The 17,983-nt window shown below is 68.7% G+C and carries 14 protein-coding genes and 1 pseudogene; 5 read left to right on the top strand and 10 right to left on the bottom strand.

Features of this window, described 5'->3' with window-relative positions; all coding sequences use genetic code 11:
* Positions 1-21: 21 nt before the first annotated feature.
* From EET10_RS26340 to EET10_RS26315, 6 genes are all read right to left on the bottom strand, one after another.
* Positions 22-2,484 (bottom strand): PE family protein, encoded by a 2,463-nt coding sequence (locus tag EET10_RS26340; RefSeq protein ID WP_099187798.1) that lies wholly within the window; start codon positions 2,482-2,484, stop codon positions 22-24.
* 118 nt (positions 2,485-2,602) lie between these two features.
* Positions 2,603-5,521, bottom strand: a complete 2,919-nt coding sequence (locus EET10_RS26335) for an ATP-binding protein (protein WP_122502631.1) — start codon at positions 5,519-5,521, stop codon at positions 2,603-2,605.
* Between the two features lie 222 nt (positions 5,522-5,743).
* Positions 5,744-6,082 (bottom strand): DUF2304 domain-containing protein, encoded by a 339-nt coding sequence (locus EET10_RS26330; protein WP_023368557.1) that lies wholly within the window; start codon positions 6,080-6,082, stop codon positions 5,744-5,746.
* Positions 6,079-6,774 carry a glycosyltransferase family 2 protein gene (locus EET10_RS26325; protein WP_063466521.1) on the bottom strand — a complete coding sequence of 232 codons (696 nt, stop codon included), beginning with the start codon at positions 6,772-6,774 and terminating at the stop codon, positions 6,079-6,081. Before EET10_RS26325 ends, EET10_RS26330 begins: the two co-directional genes overlap by 4 nt.
* A gap of 34 nt (positions 6,775-6,808) precedes the next feature.
* Complete coding sequence (locus EET10_RS26320) at positions 6,809-8,086, bottom strand: hypothetical protein (RefSeq protein WP_099187796.1); 1,278 nt, start codon at positions 8,084-8,086, stop codon at positions 6,809-6,811.
* Between the two features lie 77 nt (positions 8,087-8,163).
* On the bottom strand, positions 8,164-9,360 hold the full coding sequence (locus EET10_RS26315) for a PPE family protein (protein WP_122502630.1): 1,197 nt from the start codon (positions 9,358-9,360) through the stop codon (positions 8,164-8,166).
* 281 nt (positions 9,361-9,641) lie between these two features.
* Between EET10_RS26315 and EET10_RS26310 the strand changes: the two genes are divergently transcribed.
* A complete protein-coding gene (locus EET10_RS26310) occupies positions 9,642-10,712 on the top strand; it encodes a DUF475 domain-containing protein (RefSeq protein ID WP_063468536.1) in 1,071 nt (356 codons plus the stop codon).
* Between the two features lie 9 nt (positions 10,713-10,721).
* Here the strand turns inward: EET10_RS26310 and EET10_RS26305 are convergent, their stop codons facing one another.
* Positions 10,722-11,210, bottom strand: coding sequence for an inorganic diphosphatase (locus EET10_RS26305; RefSeq protein WP_063468535.1), 489 nt, complete (start codon positions 11,208-11,210; stop codon positions 10,722-10,724).
* 141 nt (positions 11,211-11,351) lie between these two features.
* Here EET10_RS26305 and dacB point away from each other — a divergent pair, with 141 nt between their 5' ends.
* The 4 genes and pseudogenes from dacB (at position 11,352) to hpt (ending at position 15,384) form a co-directional block, all read left to right on the top strand.
* Positions 11,352-12,737 (top strand): D-alanyl-D-alanine carboxypeptidase/D-alanyl-D-alanine endopeptidase, encoded by a 1,386-nt coding sequence (dacB, locus tag EET10_RS26300; RefSeq protein ID WP_063468534.1) that lies wholly within the window; start codon positions 11,352-11,354, stop codon positions 12,735-12,737.
* Positions 12,734-13,798: a zinc-dependent metalloprotease gene (locus EET10_RS26295; protein WP_122502865.1), complete on the top strand. Its 1,065-nt coding sequence runs from the start codon at positions 12,734-12,736 to the stop codon at positions 13,796-13,798. The genes dacB and EET10_RS26295 overlap by 4 nt, the downstream gene beginning before the upstream one ends.
* The gene (tilS, locus tag EET10_RS26290; protein ID WP_099187786.1) at positions 13,777-14,748 is read left to right on the top strand and encodes a tRNA lysidine(34) synthetase TilS; all 972 of its coding nucleotides are present in this window, start codon (positions 13,777-13,779) and stop codon (positions 14,746-14,748) included. The genes EET10_RS26295 and tilS overlap by 22 nt, the downstream gene beginning before the upstream one ends.
* A pseudogene (gene hpt, locus EET10_RS26285) lies at positions 14,745-15,384 on the top strand (hypoxanthine phosphoribosyltransferase). Before tilS ends, hpt begins: the two are co-directional and overlap by 4 nt.
* Positions 15,385-15,388: 4 nt before the next feature.
* On the opposite strand, the gene EET10_RS26280 reads toward hpt, so the two are convergent.
* The 3 genes from EET10_RS26280 to EET10_RS26270 all read right to left on the bottom strand — a co-directional run bounded on the left by EET10_RS26280 (position 15,389) and on the right by EET10_RS26270 (position 17,669).
* Positions 15,389-16,138 (bottom strand): SIMPL domain-containing protein, encoded by a 750-nt coding sequence (locus EET10_RS26280; protein ID WP_122502629.1) that lies wholly within the window; start codon positions 16,136-16,138, stop codon positions 15,389-15,391.
* A 61-nt stretch (positions 16,139-16,199) separates the two neighbouring features.
* Entirely contained in the window at positions 16,200-17,354 is a 1,155-nt protein-coding gene (locus EET10_RS26275) for a PPE family protein (RefSeq protein ID WP_099187782.1), read from the bottom strand.
* A gap of 15 nt (positions 17,355-17,369) precedes the next feature.
* Positions 17,370-17,669, bottom strand: coding sequence for a PE family protein (locus EET10_RS26270; RefSeq protein WP_063468529.1), 300 nt, complete (start codon positions 17,667-17,669; stop codon positions 17,370-17,372).
* Positions 17,670-17,983: the final 314 nt, after the last annotated feature.

Genomic DNA, 17,983 nt, shown 5'->3' with positions numbered 1-17,983 from the left:
CACTGCCCATCGGCCCTGGCGCTACCCGTGGGCGCCAGATGCGCCGGGTGCCCCAATCGCCCCGCCGCGACCGCCGGTACCACCCTCGCCACCGCCGGCCAGGCCGCCGCTGAGACCACCGTCCCCGCCGTTGCCGCCGAAGCCGAACAGGATGCCGGCGTTGCCGCCGTCGCCGCCGCTGCTGCCGCGAATTGTCCTCGTGCCGGCAGCCCCCCATCCACCGTTGCCGCCGTTACCGATCAACAACCCAGCGTTGCCGCCGTCGCCACCGCGGCCCTGGAGCTGCCCGAATCCGGCGTAACCGCCGGCGCCACCGTCGCCGAACAGTCCCCGCGCGTGGCCGCCGTTACCTCCGTCGCCGCCTGTTCCGCCGTTGGAGGCACCGCCATGCCCGCCGGCGCCACCGCTGCCGGCCAGCAGCCCGCCGGCACCGCCGTCACCGCCCCTACCCGCGCTGGTGGGTACGATCCTGCTGCTGCGGATGTCACCCCCGGCCCCGCCGGCCCCACCCTGACCGAACCACCCGGCAGCGCTGCCGCCCGCGCCGCCCGCGCCGGCTACTCCCTCGGTGGCGATGCCGCCGGCTCCGCCGCCGCCGGCGTTGCCGGCGAAGCTCCCGCCGGAGCCACCAGCACCGCCGTCGCCGCCGCGCTTAAGTCCGCTGCCGCCGGCGCCGCCCGCACCACCGTTGCCGAGCAGGCCAGCGGCTCCGCCGTTGCCGCCGGCTCCGCCGAACTTGTCGGTGTTCTCACCTTGAGCGGGGAGGACGATGTCCCTGGTAGCGCCGGCGCCGCCGTGGCCGCCGTCGCCGCCGTTGCCCAGCAGCTGCCCGCCGCTGCCGCCGTGGCCGCCGTCGCCGCCGCGTGCGGGTCCATTGCTTCCGGCGCCGCCGACGCCACCGTCGCCGCCGGCGCCACCGTTGCCGAGCAGGCCAGCGGCTCCGCCGTTGCCGCCGGCTCCACCGAACCTGTCGGTGTTTTCACCTGCGGGGTTGGGGATGTCCCTGGTACCGCCGGCGCCGCCGTGGCCGCCGTCGCCGCCGTTGCCCAGCAGCTGCCCGCCGCTGCCGCCGTGGCCGCCGGCGCCGCCGCGTGCCGGCCCATCGCCTCCAGCGCCGCCGGTGCCACCGTTGCCGAGCAGGCCAGCGGCTCCGCCGTTGCCGCCGGCTCCACCGAACCTGTCGGTGTTTTCACCGTCAGCGGGTTTGAGAATCTCGCCCACACCGCCGGCGCCGCCGTGTCCGCCGTTTCCGCCATTGCCCAGTAGCTGCCCGCCGGTGCCGCCGTGGCCGCCGGCGCCGCCGCGGGCCACGGCGTCGCCGCCGGCACCCCCGGTGCCGCCCCTACCGAACACGCCCGCGGCGCCGCCGTTACCGCCGTCACCGCCGAACTTGTCCCAATTGCCGCCGCGGTAGGGATCGAGGTAGCTGGTCCCGCCGGCACCGCCGTCTCCGCCGTCGCCGAACAGCCCGCGGGCGCTGCCGCCGTGACCGCCCGCCCCCGCCGTTCCGGCGTTGCTGGTGCCGCCGTGACCGCCGTCGCCGCCATCGCCAAAAAAGAGTCCGCCTGCTCCGCCGTCAGCGCCGAAGCCGGCGCGGTTGGGGGCGAACCCGCCCGCTCCGCCGTGCCCGCCGTTGCCGATCAGGCCGGCGGCGCCGCCTACACCACCGTTGCCGCCCCAGTGGCTGCCGACCCCGCCGGCGCCCCCCGGCCCGCCGTCGCCGATCAGACCGGCAGCGCCACCGTTGCCGCCGTTGCCACTGAAGGCAGAGGCGATGGCGCCGGCGCCGCCGGCCCCGCCGTTGCCGAACAGCAGCCCGCCGGCGCCGCCGTTGCCCCCAGCTCCGCCAATGTTGGCGGCCTGTCCACCCGGCCCGCCGGCGCCGCCATGGCCGAACAATAGCCCGCCATTTCCACCATTGCCGCCGGCGCCACTCCGCTGGCCGACTCCACCGACTCCGCCGCGTCCGCCATTGCCGATCAGCCCGGCGGACCCGCCGTTTCCGCCGGGCACGCCACGCGTCTGCGCATTGAGGATGACAGTCCCGCCGGACCCGCCGTTGCCACCGTTGCCGAACAGCAAACCCCCGTCGCCGCCGTTTTGACCGGTGCCCGGCGCGCCGTCGGCTCCGTTGCCGATCAGCGGTCGCCCGAACAGCGCCATGCTGGGCGCGTTGATGGCATTGAGCAGCTGCTGCCCGGCACTGGCGGCATCGGTGGCCGCATAGGCGCTGGCGCTGGCCTGCAGGGTGCGCACAAACTGGTCGTGAAATGCCGCCGCCTCAGCGCTGAAGGCCTGGTATGTCGCAGCGTGGTCACCGAACAACGCGGCCAGCGCCGTCGACACCTCATCGACAGCGGGGGCCAACAGCGATAATGTCGGGCCCGCGGCCGCGGCATTCGCCTGGGCTAAGGCGGAGCCGATCTTCGACAGATCACCGGCTGCGGCTGCCACCACGTCCGGTGCGGCGATGACAAACGACATGGGTCCTCCTCGGCGATGCCGGCATTCGTCGCGCGCGGGCGCCAGTTGCTGGCCCTAGGGTGCCTGGAGGGTGTGCGGCAGGTCTTGACGAATCATGAAATGCGCTAGTGCGGACCGTTTAGCGCTGGTCAGCGCATAATGCCGGGGGAGTGACGAACCGGTGCAGGCTCGACCGGGCCCGAGCCACCATCGCGGCGCTGTCGCCGACTGAGACCCGGTGTGCCTCGAATCGATTCGCGCCCAAACGGTCGACCAGAATCTCCAATTGTTCTTCGCGCAACGGCGACGGCATGCCCGCCCTGACAAACGCGCAGTGGAGGAAGGCGGCATCATCGTCGGCGCCCAAACGGACCAACAACCGGGTGATGTACCGCAGCGCCGCCCCTTGCTCGAACCAGTCACCGACCCGGTCCCAGTGGTCGAGCACCTCGATGAACATCCGCGCCGCCTCGATGGGATCACCGTGTACGGCGCGGGTCGCTGCGGCCGACATCAATGCGGTGCCGCTATGCCAGAAGTTCTGCACCGCCGCGGCCAGCTGCGCCGCCTGGTCGAAGAGGGCCGTCGCGCGCGCCGGCTCCGACCTCTTGAGCAGGTAGCCATGGGCAAAGTAGGCCATCGACCGTGCTGTCGGGTTGCCGGTGCTGTCGGCTAGCGTCACCGCCTCCTGCGCGGCGGGCAGGCCGTAGTCCGGTTTGCCCAGCGCGCCCGAACAGATCGCAACCTCGTACAGCGTCCACACCAGCCGGATCGGGTCGGCATCAGCGCGGGCGTGGGTCACCTCGCCTTCCCAGTAATCCAGGGCCCACTGCGAATCGCCCTCAAAGAAGATGACGTCGGCGAGCACATCTCCCGGGTAGGCCACCCGTGCGGTACCGGGGCCGGGCGTCCGCCCCCGGGCGAGCTCGGCCAGCGACCGCGCATGGGCATAGTCGCCGTGGGCCCAGGCGCCGCGTGCCGCCACCCCGACGGCCGTGGCGAACAACGGATGCTCGGGTTGGGTGACCGTGATCAGGCGTTCGGCCCACTCGGCCATTTCGTAGCCAATGCGCAGCCCGAGAAGCTCGGGTAATGCCGCTACCAGACGAAGGGCAAGGTCGGTGTCGGTGTCGGCCATCGCGCGCTCGAACGCGGCGCGAAGGTTGTCGTAGTCCGGCATCATCCGCTCGACCCACTCTTGCTCCTGGCTATCGTGCAGTCCGGTTGCGGCGCGCTCGGCCAGTTCGGTGTAGTAAGCCGCATGTCGGGCGGCATATGTATCGGTGAGTCCGGCCTCGCGCAGGTGCTCGCGGCCGAAGGCCCGAAGGGTTTCCAGGATGCCGTAGCGAGTCCGGTCGGTGACGCTGCGCACCACCACCATCGACTTGTCGACCAGACCGGCGAGTAGGTCTAGCGTGTCCTCTGCGACGTCGCCGTCGAAGCCGCACACGCCGTGCGCGGCATCCAGGTCGAAGCTCCCGGCGAAGACGGAGAGCCGCACAAACAGCGTTTGTTCAGCCTGGGTGAGTAGCTGATACGACCAGTCGATCGCGGCGGACATGCTTTGCTGGCGCGGCAGGCTACCCCGCGCGCCGCCGCGCAACACACCAAGGGTGTCCAGACGCCGTATGACGTCGGTGCTGCTCATCATCCGCATGCGGGCCGCCGCCAGCTCCACTGCCAGCGGTAGACAATCCACCAGCCGGCAGATCTCCGCCACCGCGCCTTCCGGCTGATCTTGCAGATGAAAATCCGGCCGGCCCGCTCGGGCTCTGTCGGCAAACAAGTGGGTGGCGTCCTCGACGGTCAACGGTGGGACGACCACAATCCGCTCGCCGTCGATCGCAAGTGGTTGGCGACTGGTGGCCAGCACCGACACTTTCGGGCAGTGCTGGATGATCCGCGTCAGCAGTTTGGCGACCGCTTCCACGACATGCTCGCAGTTGTCGGCGACCAGAAGTACTTCGCGGGCGCGCAGGTATTCGATCACCGATTCTTCGATGCCCAACCCCTGCTGTTGCTGCAGATGCAAGGCTGTCGCAATGGTGTGGCTGACCGCTGCGCCATGTTCGAGCGGCGCCAGTTCGCAGATGGCTACACCCTCACTGAAACGGTCTTGCTCGCGCCGCGCGACCTCCAACGCAAGCCGAGTCTTGCCGACACCGCCGACTCCGGTCAACGTCACCAGCGGGCCTTCGGCCAGCGACTCGATCACGCGCGCCACTTCGTGTTTGTGGCCCACGAAGCTGGTCGCTCGTCGCAGCAGCGCCGAATGCGGCCGATCCGGCACCACCAGGTGGGGCGTCGGCGCGCGGCCCGGCGGTTGCTCGTCGCCGGAAAGAATTTGCTGATGCACCTGGTCCAGCGACGCGCCGGGATCCACGCCCAGCTCGTCGGCAAGTCGCTGCCGCATCTGTCGGTAGGTGTCCAGCGCATCCGCCTGTCGGCCACTGCGGTACTGGGCCAGCATCAGCTGTCCGGCCAGGCGTTCATCGAGCGGATGAGCGGCATGCGCCGCGGTGAGTTCCACCAGCACCTCGCTGTGGCGTCCGACGCGGAGTGCGACGTCGTTGCGGTCCAGCACCACGGCCAGCCGCTCGCTCAGCAGAGTGCTGCGCAGGTTGTTGATCCATGGTGTGTCGAGCGCGGGAAACGGCTCGCCACGCCAGATGCCCAGGGCGCGTTCGAACAGGTCTGCGGCTTGCGGCGGCTCCTGGCAGCCCCGGGCTTGACGTACCACATGCCGGAACCGATGCAGGTCCACCGACATTGGGTCGGCGCTCAGCACATATCCGCCCGGCTCGCGGGCAAGCGCCACACCCTGGGTGTCCGAGAACAGATTCCGCAGTCGAGACACGTATCCGGCCAACGAGTTTCGAGCGTGGTGCGGCGGATGATCCGACCAGACGTGATCAACCAGGTGGTCCACCGCAATGGGGTGATTGACGTCGGCCAGCAACGCGACCAGTACGCACCGCTGCCTCGCGTGACCGATGTCGAGCCGCTGCCCGTCGACGTGCACCGCGACGTCGCCGAGCAAACAGAACTCGACTGACATTCAGTGCACCTTCTCCCCGTGCCCATGGTGCACCTGCGCCGGGCAACATCAGGGGCGAACGCCGGCAACTCCCGGTGACTTCAGGACGAAGTCGGAGAGCCCGCGAAACACCTGGACTTGAGCCGCAATGTACACCCAGCAGGGCGGCGACGCCGACGAATTGACGAGGCCGTTACGTAAAGCCGAACCCGCCGAATTGAACCCGCCGGTGCTGCGTTGCAGTCATGCCTGCGGCGCTTGAGCGCCCTCGAGCGCGACCGCCCGGGCCAACCGTGCGTAGCGCAACTCCAGGTCCTTGAACCGCATGTAGGTGCTCAGGGTGGTGAAACTGAACGCCATGATCAGCGCGTAGAGCATCAGGTCGGTGCCGCGGCGCACCCCGAACCAGTGTGCGACCACCGTGGTGTCGTCCGGCCGCAGCACCGCGTAGACGCCGCCCAGCACGAACAACACGTACCCCACCTTGACCCACGCCCGCGAGCGCGCGCTGCGGCGCGACCGCAGCAGATACACCAGCAGGACGACGATCGACCCGATCAGCAACACCTGGATCCAGTTCAACGCCGTATCCTTCCTCGCAAGAACCCGTCGAAAATGATGTTGACGCCGTTGAGCAGCGGCTGGCCCTTGGACTTCGAATACTCGGTATAGAGCACCTCGACGGGTTCTTCGGCTACCCGCCAATGGTTTTCGGCGATCAACATGATGAACTCGGTGGCGTGGCTCATGCCGCTCATGGTGAAGTTCAGGCCGTCGGCCACCGTCTTGTTGAACACCCGCAGTCCGTTGTTGGTATCGGTCAGGCCGAGGCGGCGTCCTCGTCGGCTCAACCGCGCCGCGGTCTGCAGCACGAGTCGCTTCAGCAGCGGTGGACGGTTGGTGACGGAGCCGCCGAACCGGGTCCCGATCACCACGTCCACGTCAGCGGCGGACAGCCGGTCGATCATGGCGGCCACGTCCTTGACGCGGTGCTGACCGTCGGCGTCGAACGTGGCGAACACCTGAGCACCGGGCTGGCTGCGGGCGTACTCGACGCCGGTCTGGATGGCCGCGCCCTGGCCCAGGTTGACCGGATGGCGCACCAGGTGGGCGCCGGCCCTCAGGGCGATGTCACCGGTGCCGTCGGTGCTGCCGTCGTCCACGCAGACGACGTGGTCGAAGACTGACCGCACGTCGGCAATTACGTCGCCGATCACAGCGGCTTCGTTGAAGGCGGGGATGACGATCCAGACGTCGGAGTAATGCGAGGTCATTTAAGTCACAAGTTACACGTTGGGCCTGCACCGATCATCGGCTACGCGCCAACGCCGCCAGATGAACGCCGATGCCCATCAGCGGGCCGCACAACAGCGCCACGACCGTGCGGGTCTCCAGCGGCAGCGGCAACAACAGCAGCAAGCCCGAGGCCGCCGTCGCGCCGACCCAGCCCAGGGAATACGCCCGGTGCAGCGCGGCCGCCACCGCCGCGGCACCGGTGAGCGTCAGCATGGCGATCGCCACCGCGGCGGCCGACAGCCAGGCCAGCAGCGCGCCGCTTGCCTGGTATTGCGGCCCGAACAGGGCGCGCAGCAGCCACGGGCCGACCACGCCGGCCGCCAGCACCCCGACCGCGCCAATACCGCCGATCACCGCCGCCGGAGACAGCAGCGCGCGAATCCGGTGAGTGCTTTCGTCGACGAAATGGGCGATGAGATTTCCCTGCATGGCCGTCAGCGGCACCAGCAGCGGGGCCCGGGTCAACGTCACCGCCAAGATGACGACGCCGCCCCGGGCGCCCAGCTCGTCGGAGGTCAGCTTCAGCAGCACCGGAAAACCCATCACCAGAATCGCGCCGGCACCGGCCGCGGTGATCGAATGAGCCGCGCCGCGCAGGAACGTGGCGGTGCTGCCGGGTGTGAGCAGGCGTGCGGTACCGCGGGTGGTGGGTGACGCCGCCAGCATGATCATCCAGGCCACCGAGCCGGCGACGGTAGCCCACAAGAAGCCGGCCAGGCCCCATCCGACGACGAACGTGCTCGTGGCCACCACAACCCGGATGACCGCGTCGGTCACCATCAACGCCCCGTACTGGGTCCACCGGTTCATCCCGGCGAGCATGCCCATCAGCGTGGCGTGCAGGCAGAATCCGGCCAGCCCGACGCTGAGCAGTCCCACCGACAGCCACCGCTCCTCGACGAACATCCGCCCGCTCCACAGCGGCGCGCTCCCGGCGATGACGACGGCTGCGGCGACGCCGACCAGTGCTGCGGCCCGCAGCGGATGAATACGACCGCCGTCCGGCAATACGTCCAGGTACTGCATCGACCGGACTTCCCGGGTGGTTTCCTGCAGCAACCCGAAGGCAGCCCCGGTGACCAGCCCGAAAGCGCCCCAAAACACCCCGAAGACCGAGAAGCCGCTCGGCGCGAGATTGCGGGCAGCCAAGTAGATCACCGCGTAGCCGCACAGCCCGGTGACGGCGGTGGCTATGCCGACCCGCGCGACGCTGCCGCGGGTGATCGGTCCCCCAGAGGCTGTACCCGCAGTACCGCCGATTTCCGTCACCGTGGCCGCATTAACGGCCAACCGACCCGATGCGTGCCACGTTCGCACATACTAGGCGGGCCGGCCGCCCGCGTTCGTGAGGCTGGTTAAGCCCGGCCCTACCCGATCCCGGTGCGCGGGATCACACTCGGGCGCGCCTGCACCACATGAGGATTAGCCCCCCCGCGACCCATCATCCCGCCGGGCATCCCCGCCCCGGCACCACCGGCACCCATCGGCATCGGCATCATCGGCATTCCGCCGGTGCCGGCCCCGCCGGCAGCCGCCGCCAGCTCCGCCGCCGTGGGCACCCCGCCCAGCCCCGCCATCGCCGCACTCGACAACCCCTTGGGCATCGACCCCTCCCACGTCGGCGGCACCGACATCGCCCCCACCAACCGCGCCTTACCCAAGTCCGCGCCGATACCGGCACCCACCCCCGCGCCGCCGCCGAGGCCCTTCATCGGATTGACATCACCGACAAACTTCGGCGCATCAGCCAGACCCTCCCACGCCGTTGCCCCGGCCAACCCCGCGGTACCCGCATTGGCCGTGCTGCCCAACTGCATCAGCGGCCCGAGCATCATGCTGGCGGGCTGCGCCGCAACCTGCGCCACCTGCATCACCGACGACAACGGCAGCGACGAGGCCAACGACTGCGCCCCCGCCACCACCCCCGGAACCCCCGCCAGCGCACCCTGCAACGCCGGCGACACCGCCGCCGTCGCCGTCGCCGCCAACCCCGCCGCCTGCGCACCCAGCTGCCCACCCAGCTGCGAGGCCAACCCCGCCAAATCCAACGGCGGCACACCAAAGGGCATCAACTCCGCAGCCGCCGCCCCCGCCCCCGCGTCATAGCCCACCATCGCCCCCACGTCCTGAGCCCACATCTCCACATAATCGAACTCAGTGGCCGCAATCGCCGGCGTGTTCTGACCCAAGAAATTGGTCGCCACCAACGCCCCCAACAACACCCGATTCGCCGCCACCGCCGCCGGATGCACCGTCGCCGCCACCGCCGACTCAAACGCCGTCGCCGCCGCCACCGCCGACGCCGCCGCCGTCTCCGCCTGCGCCGCCGCCGCGCTCAACCACCCCACATACGGCGCCGCCGCCGCCGCCATCGACACCGACGCCGGACCCGCCCACGGCCCACCCGTCAACCCCGCAATCACCGCATCAAACGACGACGCCGACCCCGCCAACTCCGCAGCCAACGCCTCCCACGCCGACGCCGCCGCAAACAACGGCCCCGCCCCAGCACCAGCAAAAATCCGCGCCGAATTGATCTCCGGTGGCAACCACGCGAAATCCATCACATTCTTCTCATCGTCTTGAGGGCTGCAGGGGAGCCGGCTTTGGATGACGCGGCCAAACTGTTGACAAGGCAATGCTCCTTCACAAAGTTGCGCCGCCGTGGCCGCTCAGCGTGCCCACGAGGGCTTGCGACCAGGCCGCGGGGTTGCGGACAAGCGTTGCAGGGATTCATTGAGGGTCTATTGGGTAAAAATGAAATGGGCGGCCCGTCGCTATCTGCGCCGCCATCGTGAAGCCGACATCCGGCCGCAGCATTCCGGGCGGCGCTCGGAAAGGAACCATGACAACGATCCGCATTTTCGGGTTGTCGCTGCTGTTCACCGCGGGCGCGCTGGCCATCGGCTACTGGCACGGCGGGCCGACGGCGCTGTTCTTGCTGGTGGTGCTGGCGGTGCTGGAGGTGTCGCTGTCGTTCGACAACGCCATCATCAATGCCACGATCCTGAAGCAGATGAGCCGATTCTGGCAGCAAATGTTCCTGACTGTGGGGATTCTGATCGCGGTGTTCGGGATGCGGCTGGTGTTTCCGTTGGCCATCGTGTGGGTTACCGCCGGGCTGGACCCGCTACAGGCGATGGACCTGGCGCTCAATCCGCCGCCCAACGGCGCGCTGGAGTTTCCCGACGGCTCGCCGAGCTACGAAAAGCTGATCAAAGGCGCCCATCCGCAGATTGCGGCATTCGGCGGAATGTTTTTGCTGATGCTGTTCCTGGACTTCGTTTTTCACGACCGGGACATCAAGTGGCTGAAGTGGATCGAAGCGCCGTTCGCCCGCGTCGGCCGGCTCGGGCAGGTGCCGGTGGTGGTGGCGTGTGTTGCGCTGGTCCTCGTCGGCACGGAGTTGACGCACTCGGGCGACGAGCGGGCGAGCGTCCTGATCGCCGGGCTACTTGGTCTGGTGGCCTACCTCGTCGTCAACGGTTTGAGCCGGGCGTTCCGGCCCCCGGAAGCAGCAGCGTCTGACGTCGGGGGAGCGGGGGCTGTCGGCAAAGCCGGCTTCACACTCTTCCTCTATCTCGAGGTGCTCGATGCGTCTTTTTCCTTCGACGGTGTCACCGGAGCGTTCGCGATCACCAGCGACCCGATCGTCATTGCGCTGGGCCTCGGCCTGGTGGGCGCCATGTTCGTCAGGTCGATCACCATCTATCTGGTTCGCCAAGAAACCCTGGACCGCTACGTATATCTCGAGCACGGCGCGCATTGGGCGATCGGTGCCCTCGCGGTGATCATGCTGATATCCGTCAACCACCGCTTACAGTTGCCGGAGTGGATCACCGCCTCGATCGGGGTGGTCTTCATCGCGGCCGCCGTCACCAACAGCGTGCTGCGCAATCGGCGAATCGCCAGGTGATGCCCGGAATCAGTGCCCGCTGGCCTGGAATCGCTCCACCGAGCGCTGCACCTCGGCTTCGGCTTCCTTGCGGCCCACCCAGTCGGCGGCCTTGACGAACTTGCCCGGCTCCAGGTCCTTGTAGTGCACGAAGAAGTGCTTGATCGCGTCCAACTCGAAGGCCGGAACGTTCTCGAGGTCCTGGATGTGGTCCCAGCGGTGGTCGTCGGCCGGGACGCACAGCACCTTGTCGTCACCGCCCTTCTCGTCGACCATGCGGAACATTCCGACCGGCCGGGCCGCCACCAGCACCCCCGGGAACACCGCCTCGGGCAGCAACACCATCGCGTCCAGCGGGTCGCCGTCCTCACCGAGGGTATCCTCGATGAAGCCGTAGTCGGCCGGGTAGGCCATCGGGGTGTAGAGGTAGCGGTCCAGGCGGACCCGGCCTGTCTCGTGATCGATCTCGTACTTGTTGCGCTGGCCCTTGGGAATTTCGATGGTCACGTCGAATTGCACCGCGTGGCTCCTTGGCATGGGGTGAGTCGGTTGCGTCGGAGGTACACCCTAGTCCAGCGACACCGTGGCGCTGCCCCGTGGCCGGTTCGGCAGAATGGGACACGGAAAGGACCGCAAAGGACGCTGTAAGGCAGGAGAGTCATGGGTCCCAAACGTTGGCGAAAGACCACCCACGTGTTCGTCGGCGTGGCTGTGCTGGCGTTTGTTGCCGCCGTGGTGGCGGCCGCGGCGTTCTTCACTACCGGTAGTCACGGAGCCGGCGCGCGCCCGCCGGTCCCGCCGCCGCGCCCGCCCACGGTGAAGCCAGGGGTGACTCCGGTGGCGGACACGGCTCCGGCGCCCAGCGCAGCGGGGGTGGCCGCGGCGCTGGCCCAGGCCGCGGCGGACCCCAACCTGGGCAGGCTGGGCGGCCGGGTCACCGACGCCTTGACCGGCCAGGAGCTGTGGCGCCAGCTCGACGACGTGCCGTTGATCCCGGCGTCGACCAACAAGGTGCTGACCGCGACGGCGGCACTGCTCACCCTGGACCGTCAGGCTCGGGTCAGCACCCGGGTGGTGGCCGGCACCCGCGACGCCCAGGGGCCGGTGGTTCTGGTGGGTGCCGGGGACCCGACGCTGTCGGCCGCGCCACCGGGTGTCGACACCTGGTACCGCGGGGCGGCGCGCATCAGTGACCTCGTCGAGCAGATCGGTCGCAGCGGCATGACGCCGACAGCGGTGCAAGTCGACATCTCGGCGTTCACCGGCCCGACCATGGCGCCGGGCTGGGACCCGGCCGACGTCGACAACGGTGACATCGCCCCGATCGAGGCCGCCATGATCGACGCCGGCCGGATCCAGCCCACGACCGTCAACTCCCGGCGGTCACGCACCCCCGCGCTGGACGCCGGACGGGAGCTGGCCAAAGCCCTCGGTCTGGACCCGGCGGCGGTGACCATCGCCTCGGCACCGGCCGGCGCGCGGCAGCTGGCCGTGGTGCAGTCGGCACCCTTGATCCAACGGCTGTCCCAGATGATGAATGCCTCCGATAACGTGATGGCCGAGTGCATCGCCCGTGAGGTGGCCGCCGCCATCAACCGGCCGCAGAGCTTCACCGGTGCGGTCGACGCGGTGATCACTCGGCTCAACAGCGCACACGTCGACACCGCCGGCGCCGCGCTGGCCGATTCCAGCGGGTTGTCGGTCAACGACCGGCTCACCGCCCGCACGCTCGACGGAGCGATGCAGGCGGCGGCGGGACCGGACCAACCGGCGTTGCGCCCGCTGCTGGATCTGCTGCCGATTGCCGGCGGCAGCGGCACGCTGGGCGAGCGCTTTCTCGACCGTGCCACCAACCTGGGCCCGGCCGGCTGGTTGCGGGCCAAAACCGGCTCGTTGACGGCGATCAACTCGCTGGTCGGGGTGCTCACCGACAGCAGCGGACGGGTGCTGACGTTTGCGTTCCTGTCCAACGATGCCGGGCCGAACGGCCGCAACGCGATGGACACCCTGGCGACCAAGTTGTGGTTCTGCGGGTGCACGACATGACAGCGCCCTCGGAGCTGACGCTGGGCAACACGGTCGATTGGCGATTTGCGGCCACAGTGGGAGAGCGGCTGGCCCGCCCGGGCCCGCCATCCACCGAATACACCCGCCGCCACGTAGTCGGCGAACTGATGCGGGCGGCGGAGAAGGCAGAACCGCCGGTGCGTGACGTGACAGGGCTGATCACCTCGGGTGCGGTGCCGCCGGCGCGCGTCCTGGACCGGCCGGGATGGGTGCGGGCGGCCGCCGAATCGATGCGGGCGATGACCAACGGCACCGACAAGCCCCGGGGTTTTCTCACCGGCCGGGTCACCGGCGCCCAGACCGGGGCGGTGCTGGCGTTCGTGGCCTCGGGCATCCTCGGGCAGTACGATCCGTTCGCCGCCGCCGCCGACGGCGCCGGACTAGGCGGTCTGCTGCTGGTGTATCCCAACGTCATCGCGGTCGAGCGGCAACTGCGGGTCGACCCTTCGGATTTCCGGCTATGGGTGTGCCTGCACGAGGTCACCCACCGGGTGCAATTCACCGCCAACCCCTGGCTGGCCGGCTACATGCAGGAAGCGCTGGGTCTGCTCACCCGGGAACCGGCCGACGATCTCGGTCAGCTGGTGAGCCGGCTGGCGGACTTCGTCCGCAACCGCGGTGACTCGTCCGACGATTCGGGCGGCCACGTGTCCGGCATTCTGGGCGTGGTGCGCGCCGTGCAGTCCGAGGCACAGCGCCATGCCCTGGATCAGCTGTTGGTGCTCGGCACGCTGCTGGAAGGCCACGCCGAGCACGTGATGGACGCGGTGGGGCCGGTGGTGGTGCCGTCGGTGGCCATCATCCGCCGCCGCTTCGACGAACGCCGTCAGCGCAAGCAACCGCCGCTGCAGCGGCTGCTGCGGGCCCTGCTGGGCTTCGACGCCAAGCTCAGTCAGTACACCCGCGGCAAGGCGTTCGTCGACGAGGTGGTGAGCCGGGTCGGGATGAAGCGGTTCAACACGATCTGGACGGGTCCGCAGACACTACCCCTGCCGGCCGAGATCGAAAACCCGCAGCGATGGATCGACCGGGTGCTGTAGCGCAGCTGCGCAGGGCTGTCGAGAAATTCGTCGCCCACTACCTCGGCTCCGCCGAGCGGTGGTGCGTGGGGCTGTCCGGGGGCCCGGACTCGTTGGCGCTCACCGCTGTTGCGGCGCAACTGCGACCCACCACGGCGCTGATCGTCGACCACGGTCTGCAGCCGGATTCGGCCGCGGTCGCCGAAACCGCACGGGCACAGGCTATTTCGTTGGGCTGTCGGGACGCGCAGGTGGTCTGCGTTCAGGTAGGGACTGACGGCGGGTTGGAGGCGGCGGCGCGTGCCGCCCGCTATGCCGCGCTGGAGGCCCGCCGCGACGGTCCGGCCTTGTTGGCCCACACGCTCGACGACCAAGCCGAGACGGTGCTGCTGGGGCTCGGCCGCGGTTCGGGGCCCCGGTCGATCGCCGGCATGCGCCCTTTCGATCCGCCGTGGTGCCGGCCGCTGCTCGGGGTGCGCCGCAACGTGACCCACGCTGCCTGCCGGGAGCTGGGTCTGACCGCATGGCAGGATCCGCACAACGACGACCGGCGCTTCACCCGGACAAGGCTGCGCCAGGAGGTGCTGCCGCTGCTGGAGGATGTCTTGGGCGGCGGCGTGTCCGAGGCGCTGGCCCGCACCGCGACGGCGTTGCGCGAGGACACCGACCTGATCGACACGATCGCGGCCCGGGCGCTGACCGCCGCGACAGCCGGTTCGGGACTGGACACCGCGGCGCTGACCGCGCTGCCGGGTCCGGTGCGACGCCGGGTGATCCGCAGCTGGCTGCTGGCCGGCGGCGCGACCGGGCTGACCGACAAGCAGATCCGCGGTGTCGACGCGCTGGTCACCGACTGGCACGGCCAGGGTGGCGTGGCGGTCGGGTCGGCATCTCGGGGTCAGCGGTTGTTCGCGGGACGACGTGACGGTGTGCTGTCCTTGAGGCTCGAGCCTGTCGCGAAACCGATGTGACGCCTGCCTTGGTTGCCGGTCGGTCGACGTCGCTACGCTGTGGTCGTGGCTGAGACCTTCCCGGGGCAGATAGCGGAGCTGTACCCGGGGGATATCAAGTCCGTGCTGCTCACCGAGGAGCAGATTCAGCGCCGCATCGCCGAGCTCGCCGCCCAGATCGGCGACGACTATCGCGACGTTTCCGCGACGACCGGCCAGGATCTGTTGTTGGTCACCGTGCTGAAGGGCGCGGTGCTCTTTGTCACGGACCTGGCGCGGGCAATTCCGTTACCCACGCAGTTCGAATTCATGGCGGTGAGTTCCTATGGGTCCTCGACGTCGTCGTCGGGAGTGGTGCGCATCCTCAAGGACCTCGACCGCGACATCCACGACCGTGATGTGCTGATCGTCGAGGACGTGGTCGACTCGGGTCTTACGCTGTCCTGGCTGTTGCGCAACCTCAAGAGCCGCCATCCGAGGTCGTTGCGAGTGTGCACGCTGCTGCGTAAGCCTGATGCGGTAGGAGCCAATGTCGATATCGCCTACGTCGGCTTCGACATTCCCAACGACTTCGTGGTGGGCTACGGCCTGGACTACGACGAGCGCTACCGCGACCTGTCATACATCGGGACCCTGGATCCCCGGGTCTATCAGTAGGGCTTTAGTCCAGTTCCCACACCGCGGTCACCGAGAAGCTGACCGTCTGCTGACCGGGTTCCAGTGGCACCGGGGTCGCCGCGAGCGGTGGCGCCGGCGGGGCGGTCCTCGTCGGCGTGGTGGAACCCGACCCCTCCGAAATCGACAGCACCTTGCCCAGGCGCAGCCCCGACAACTGCGCGTATTGCTGGGCCCGGTTCTTGGCGTCGTCGAAGGCGCGGGCCCGCGCATCCTTTACCAGCTGCGAGTCGTCGGCGATCGAATAGCTGACCGAACTGATCCGGGTGGCGTCACCACCGGTGCTGACGATCAGGGCGAGCAGCCGCGATGCGGCATCGGTGGGGTGAATCTTGACCTCGATGGCGTTGTCGGCGCGGTAGCTGGTGATCGTGGCGGTTCCGCCCGGCTCCGCGCTGCTGTATTGCGGTTGCAGGCTCACCTCGGTGCTGCGAATGTCCTTGCGGTCCACCCCGGCACCCACCAGCGCATTGATCACCGCCTGCTGGCGGTCGTTGGTCTGGTTCATCGCACTGGTGACGTCGGCTGCGGTGAACTCGATTGCGACGTCGGCGGTCAACGTGTCCGGGACACCTTGCACCTGCCCCGACCCGAAGACGGTCACCTGACGCGGATTTGCTCCGGGCGCGGACGCACCGTGGGAATCGCACGCTGACAGCGACGCGGCGACCAGTCCTGCGACGGCCAGGGCAACCGATTTGCGGACGACACGTGGGGCGCTTTGTGTGAACGGCATGCGCTACCCTAGCGCCGCTTCGGCGCCGGAAAGCGAAATCCGCGCCGTCGCTTCGGCTTTGCTAACCGCCGGCGGGCGTTCGCGGGACGAACCTTGCCCGGGCCATCGGCGTGGCACCCGCGCGGGCGACACCGGTTCCGGCCAGGCTGGACATTGCCATTTGGACCCACGGCGTTCCGGAGTCGGGACCGGCCGCGACCGCGCCGGGCAACATCTCGGCGCCCGGAAGGATTGCCGGGGCTTTGACGGCCCAACTCGGCGGTACCGACAGCCTTCCGATCGAGTCCGCGCTGCCCAAGGCCGCACTGATCTGATGTGCCGGGGCGGTGAGGGGCACCGGGTGGGTCGCCGCGGCGGCACCGCCCATCGCGGCCTTGGCCAGCGCCTTGGTCGCAAAGCTTTGCATCATGCTGCCCATGTTCATCCCGTCCATGACGGAGAGGGAAAAGATGGTTGGTTCGAACGCCACCTTGCCCCCCAGCAGTCCCCACTCGGTCGTCTTGCGCATCGCACTCGCGGCGTCGGTTACCGCGGTCCACACTTTCGACCAAGTGCCGGAGCTGGTCGGGGAAGCGAGTGCCTGCAGTGCCGAGGGTGTCAGCTCGTGCAGCCGCGCAACATGCTGCAGTACCGCACCCGAGGCGTGTGCGGTGCCGACTGCGCGCGCGGCGAACTGGCCGGCGATTCCGCCTGGATCGGTGGTCGGCGCCGGAGCGGCGAACGGTGTCAGACGTGATGCGGCCGCCGACGCTTCGGCATATGCATACATGGCGGCGGCGTCCTGCGCCCACATCCTGCCGTAATCCGTTTCGTTGAGCATGATCAGCGGGGTGTTCTGGCCGAAGAAGTTGGTAGCGACGAGCGCATGGTGCACGAGCCGGTTGGTCAGGACTTCGGCCAGCGGCACCGTCATCAGGTGCGCGATCTCGTATGCTGCCGCGAACAGCCGCGCGTGCTGTCCGGCCCGTTCGGCTTCCGCAGCGCTCGCCGTCAACCACGCCACGAAATGCGTGGCCGCGGCCGTCATCTTTGTCGCCGACGGTCCTTGCCATGAAATCGCCAGGTTGGCGAGCATCGTTGCATACATGCTGGCCGCATCGCAGAAATTGGCGGCCAGCTCATCCCAGGCGACTGCGGCCGCGTGCAGTGAGCCGGCGCCTGGGCCGGCCCACATCCTGCCGGAGTTGACCTCCGGCGGCAATAGCGCGTAATCCATTGTGGCACTGCTCTTTTACGCAAGACCGACTTTATTCGTGGCCTCAACGGCGATGTACGAATCCCCGCAAGCCGCCAGCGTCGCGACAAACGCCTCATGAATTGCGATGGCCCGGGCGTACACCACCTGAAACGCTTTCGCGTGTGCCGCGAAATGCATCGCGGTCAACACCGAAACCTCTTCGGCCGCAGGCGGAATCACATTCATGGTCGCTGCGGCCGCGGCAGCGTTCCGGCAGATCATCGACGAGCCAAGTGCATGCAGCTTGGTCGCTGCAGACTGCAGCATTTCCGGCTCTGTGGTGAGAATAGACATTAGTGACTTAACCTCCGCGACGTATCTAGGCGTGTAGTTGAATGGGCATTGGTGGCTACGGTGCCGTCATCCTGGATTGGCCGTACCCTGCCGAGCGTCCTTGGGGTCCAGGTGTTTCGGCACGACTTCGTTGTCGGAGAATGACGCTTTGGTCCGAAAGTCGTTGTGAGTAAACCGCTGAACTAGACCGGCGTCAGCGCGGAGAATTCGGTGTCGACGTACTGGCCTAAGGGCCGTGGATGGTGTTGTCGTTCGATCTCGCACAAGCGTTGCTCACGGCCGGGCCGTTTGGTGCGGAGCACATAGCTATGCCT

It is taken from the genome of Mycobacterium pseudokansasii (genome assembly GCF_900566075.1).
In the GTDB taxonomy this organism is placed as follows: domain Bacteria; phylum Actinomycetota; class Actinomycetes; order Mycobacteriales; family Mycobacteriaceae; genus Mycobacterium; species Mycobacterium pseudokansasii.
The sequence above is the reverse complement of the archived record's forward strand: the minus strand, read 5'-3'. Positions and strand labels throughout refer to the sequence as shown.

Bases quoted from the DNA above. Each gene is read 5' to 3' on its own strand.
- EET10_RS26340 (WP_099187798.1), bottom strand. From the start codon at position 2,484: ATGTCGTTTGTCATCGCCGCACCGGACGTGGTGGCAGCCGCAGCCGGT.
- EET10_RS26335 (WP_122502631.1), bottom strand. From the start codon at position 5,521: ATGTCAGTCGAGTTCTGTTTGCTCGGCGACGTCGCGGTGCACGTCGAC.
- EET10_RS26325 (WP_063466521.1), bottom strand. From the start codon at position 6,774: ATGACCTCGCATTACTCCGACGTCTGGATCGTCATCCCCGCCTTCAAC.
- EET10_RS26315 (WP_122502630.1), bottom strand. From the start codon at position 9,360: ATGGATTTCGCGTGGTTGCCACCGGAGATCAATTCGGCGCGGATTTTT.
- EET10_RS26310 (WP_063468536.1), top strand. From the start codon at position 9,642: ATGACAACGATCCGCATTTTCGGGTTGTCGCTGCTGTTCACCGCGGGC.
- dacB (WP_063468534.1), top strand. From the start codon at position 11,352: ATGGGTCCCAAACGTTGGCGAAAGACCACCCACGTGTTCGTCGGCGTG.
- EET10_RS26295 (WP_122502865.1), top strand. From the start codon at position 12,734: ATGACAGCGCCCTCGGAGCTGACGCTGGGCAACACGGTCGATTGGCGA.
- tilS (WP_099187786.1), top strand. From the start codon at position 13,777: ATGGATCGACCGGGTGCTGTAGCGCAGCTGCGCAGGGCTGTCGAGAAA.
- EET10_RS26280 (WP_122502629.1), bottom strand. From the start codon at position 16,138: ATGCCGTTCACACAAAGCGCCCCACGTGTCGTCCGCAAATCGGTTGCC.
- EET10_RS26275 (WP_099187782.1), bottom strand. From the start codon at position 17,354: ATGGATTACGCGCTATTGCCGCCGGAGGTCAACTCCGGCAGGATGTGG.
- EET10_RS26270 (WP_063468529.1), bottom strand. From the start codon at position 17,669: ATGTCTATTCTCACCACAGAGCCGGAAATGCTGCAGTCTGCAGCGACC.